The organism is Rhodopirellula sp. UBA1907, assembly GCF_002337565.1.
Taxonomy (GTDB): Bacteria; Planctomycetota; Planctomycetia; order Pirellulales; family Pirellulaceae; genus Rhodopirellula; species Rhodopirellula europaea.
This window is the reverse complement of sequence record NZ_DDGH01000055.1, coordinates 103,340-106,884: the sequence shown is the minus strand read 5'-3', so window position 1 is coordinate 106,884 and position 3,545 is coordinate 103,340. Positions and strand designations below refer to the sequence as shown.

Here is a 3,545-nt window from a genome sequence, read left to right as displayed (position 1 = left end):
GACGCCGTTCAGGCGTACGCGAGGGTGAGGGCCGGGCATGGGAAGCGGCGTGCATTGCCCTCCCATCAAACAGCACGCTCGATTTCGAGTTATGATCGAGACCCCACCAGGCCCCCTCAACACTCCCCACCTTCTGAGTGATCGATCATGCAACGACGACACTTTCTCGCCGCCACCGCAGCGGCCAGCCTCGCAACACCCGCTCTCGCCCAAGCGAACTCAGACTCACTCAAAGCGGTCGCGATCGGGCACACCGGACGAGGCGACTTTGGTCATGGACTCGATAGCATCTGGCAACGCTTGCCCGACACCAAACTGGTGGCCATCGCGGATGCCAACCCGGAAGGACTGAAACGAGCCCAACAGCGGCTCAAGGTGGATCGCGGCTATGACGACTACCGCGTGATGCTTGATGAAATTCGTCCCGACATCGTGGCGGTGTGCCCGCGACACGTGGACCAACATCACGACATGGCAATGGCTGCGATCCAGTCCGGTGCCCGTGGCATCTACATCGAGAAACCATTTGTTCGAACCCCCGCGGAAGCAGACGCGCTCATCGCGGCCTGCAAACAACACAACGCGAAAATCGCGATCGCTCATCGGAACCGATACCATCCCACACTGCCGTTTGTACGCGAGCTGATCGAGGGCGGTGAAATCGGGCGTCTTCTCGAAATTCGTGGTCGAGGCAAAAGTGATCCTCGCGGTGGAGTCGAAGACATCTGGGTCTTGGGAACCCACGTTCTGAACCTGACGCATTATTTGGCCGGTGACCCAGTGTCTTGCTCGGCATCGTTGATGCAAGACGGTCGCTTGGTCGAACCATCTGACATCAGAGAAGGTCGCGAGGGTTTAGGGCTGATGGCAGGCAACGCCGTGCATGCTCGCTATCAAATGAAGAGCGGCATCGTCGCGACCTTTGATTCCATCGCCAATGATGGCACCGAGAACGCAGGGTTCGGCTTGCGACTGATTGGAAGCAAAGGCACTATCGCGATTCACATTGACAAGAGTCCGCTGGCGTACCTGTTGCCCGGCAACCCCTTTCGAACACCGACCGAACCAGTTGCCTGGATCCCCATCACCGCCGCGGGAATCGGCAAACCCGAACCGCGAAAGGATCTGCGACAAATGGTCGAACACCATGGCTTCCCCGCTCGCGATTTGGTCACCGCGATTCGCGAAGATCGCCAACCTCTCTGCGACGCCAGCCAAGGACGAACGACCGTCGAAATGGTTTGTGCCGTTCTCGAATCACACCGTCAAAACGGAGCCGTGGTGCCGTTTCCATTGAAGCACCGCGACAACCCACTTTCGCGTTTTTAGAGAGCTGTTGTAGACGACCTCCCGGTTCCCTTTGTAGCGGAAGGGCGCGAGCCCTCCGGTATCGAGGCACCGGGCGGCTTGCGCCGCTTCGCTAGAAAAAGAATGCTCTTTCGGGATAGTTTTCGAATCAAATGCTGGTCGGTGGTGACATCCACAGCACAGTCGCGTCACCAGCTTGCAATTGAATGGCCCCGCACGCGGCCGGCAGCAACACGCTCTCGCCGGTCGCCAGTTTCATTGGGCCATCTTGGTTCGACAGAGTCGCTTCGCCGGAAATCACCGTCAACAAGTGACAACGGTCATCACCGCCAATCGTTTGATCGGTGTCGTGCACCCGTCGCAGAACGAACTTGTCGCACTCGACCAACGTTTCGGTTCTGCTGTGAATCGGTTTTCGAATCGGATCCACCGGGCCTCGTTCGTAGTCCGACACTTCGAGTGACGATTCAATATGCAGCGGTCGGGATTTGCCCGATGCATCCACGCGATTCCAATCAAACAACCGAAACGTCGTGTTGCTGGATTGTTGAATCTCCGCGACCACCAATCCGCCACCTAAAGCGTGCACCGTTCCCGCAGGAATGAAGACGCAATCTCCCACTTTGGGATGATAGGAGTGCAACGCACGATCGGTCTCGCCGGCCAACATCATCTCTCGCAAGGATTCGCGATCGACGCCTGCTTTCAATCCTGAATAGATCACGCTGTCAGGTTCACTGTGCAGGATCACCCAAGCCTCGGTCTTGCCAAGATCCGGCGGTTGCATCGTAGCACCGTAGGCATCGTCCGGGTGCACCTGCACCGACAACACACGGTTGCAGTCCAGGAATTTCAGAAGCAACGGAAAGGTCTTTGCATCTGGGTTGGCCGCCACCCAGTCCTTGCCCATCAACCACTGGCGACGGTTGGCAAACAGTTCGCCCAACGATTGCCCCGCCAGTTCGCCATCGGTGACGACACTTTGGTCTTCGCCGTGATCGACGATCTCCCAGCTCTCGGCGTAGTCGTCCGCGTCACCGATCGGCTTGTGAAGCATTTCGCCCAATCGGCGTCCGCCCCAAATGGTTTGTTTGAGCAGCGGGCAAAAACGCAGTGGTGTCGAAGTCATGAAAGTGTCCGGTTGTTTCCAGCAAAGTGTGTCGTAAGCAAGAACCTGATTCTATTTTCAACGCCTTCGTTCATTTCACTGACTCGATCGCCAACGCCCATGCGTTAGCAAACTCTTCGACGAGCCCGAGCTTCTTTGCCCACTCTTGGAGATATCTTTGATCGAGCTCTTGGTAGTTCACCGCGATCACACCCAGCACATCATTCTTGTCTTGGGGGCGAGACCAGATGAGCTTTTGCAGGATGACGTCTTCTGGTGTCGGAATCCAAACCTCGTCGCCTGCAATGGTGACTTTTTGACGACGCTCAAACCGCACTTGATCGAAAGGTTGGTCGGTCAAACGAAACAGCTCGATTCGGAACGGGCTGCCCACGATTTGAATTTCATTCTTGATCGAACCACCAATGGTCTCAAAAGAGAGCTGTGGATCAAACTTGAACTCGCTGCCAAGCGATTTCGAAAGTGACTGAATATCGAAATCAGCAGTGCCGATCACAAAGTCGGCATCCGTTGTGGATCGTGGAAATGAATAGTACATGCTGGAGAACGATCCGACGAGCATGTAATCCAGTCCAGCCTCATTGAGAGCGGCGATGATTCTCGAAACCGATTGTTGAAGATTCACTGCTCCGACAAGGTCCTATTCTGCATGCGACGCATCAACTCGATCCGCTCGAACAACAAACGCTTGACCGTCGCTTCATCGGCAAGTGGATCACGCTCTCGAATGCCGTCTTCCACCACGCGGATCGCCAGTTCCGAATGTTCCAATCCCGCTAGCACGCGTTGCTCTCGCGACGTGTTGACCGCCTGAGCCGCGCGGGATCGCAACGGATCGAAAGGTGAGGAAGAACTCATACTCTTCGCTATTGAAAACAAATTCTGACCACATGAACTGGTAACCGGAAAACCGTCGATCAATTGTACCCGAATGCTCGCAAAAAAAGCCGGCCGGTTTCACGAGGTTCTGAACGATGTCACCGGAGAGGATCAGTCACCTTTTCGGACCGAACCTTCGGCAAGCGATACCACTCGAGCCCAATGAAAGTTGGATGTTTGACGACCAACCATCGCACCAAAAACAGATTGCACGCAATCCAACCCGCCG

4 protein-coding genes are annotated in these 3,545 nt (G+C 55.8%); 1 reads left to right on the top strand and 3 read right to left on the bottom strand.

Annotation, left to right across the window (positions count from 1 at the left end; genetic code table 11):
• Positions 1-147: 147 nt before the first annotated feature.
• The gene (locus B2R17_RS12200; protein ID WP_286764197.1) at positions 148-1,329 is read left to right on the top strand and encodes a Gfo/Idh/MocA family protein; all 1,182 of its coding nucleotides are present in this window, start codon (positions 148-150) and stop codon (positions 1,327-1,329) included.
• A gap of 127 nt (positions 1,330-1,456) precedes the next feature.
• On the opposite strand, the gene B2R17_RS12195 is transcribed toward B2R17_RS12200, so the two are convergent.
• From B2R17_RS12195 to B2R17_RS12185, 3 genes are all read right to left on the bottom strand, one after another.
• Positions 1,457-2,437 carry a type I phosphomannose isomerase catalytic subunit gene (locus B2R17_RS12195; protein WP_286764196.1) on the bottom strand — a complete coding sequence of 327 codons (981 nt, stop codon included), beginning with the start codon at positions 2,435-2,437 and terminating at the stop codon, positions 1,457-1,459.
• 70 nt (positions 2,438-2,507) lie between these two features.
• Positions 2,508-3,062 (bottom strand): nucleotidyltransferase, encoded by a 555-nt coding sequence (locus B2R17_RS12190; RefSeq protein WP_286764195.1) that lies wholly within the window; start codon positions 3,060-3,062, stop codon positions 2,508-2,510.
• Positions 3,059-3,295: a hypothetical protein gene (locus tag B2R17_RS12185; RefSeq protein WP_286764194.1), complete on the bottom strand. Its 237-nt coding sequence runs from the start codon at positions 3,293-3,295 to the stop codon at positions 3,059-3,061. Before B2R17_RS12185 ends, B2R17_RS12190 begins: the two co-directional genes overlap by 4 nt.
• Positions 3,296-3,545: the final 250 nt, after the last annotated feature.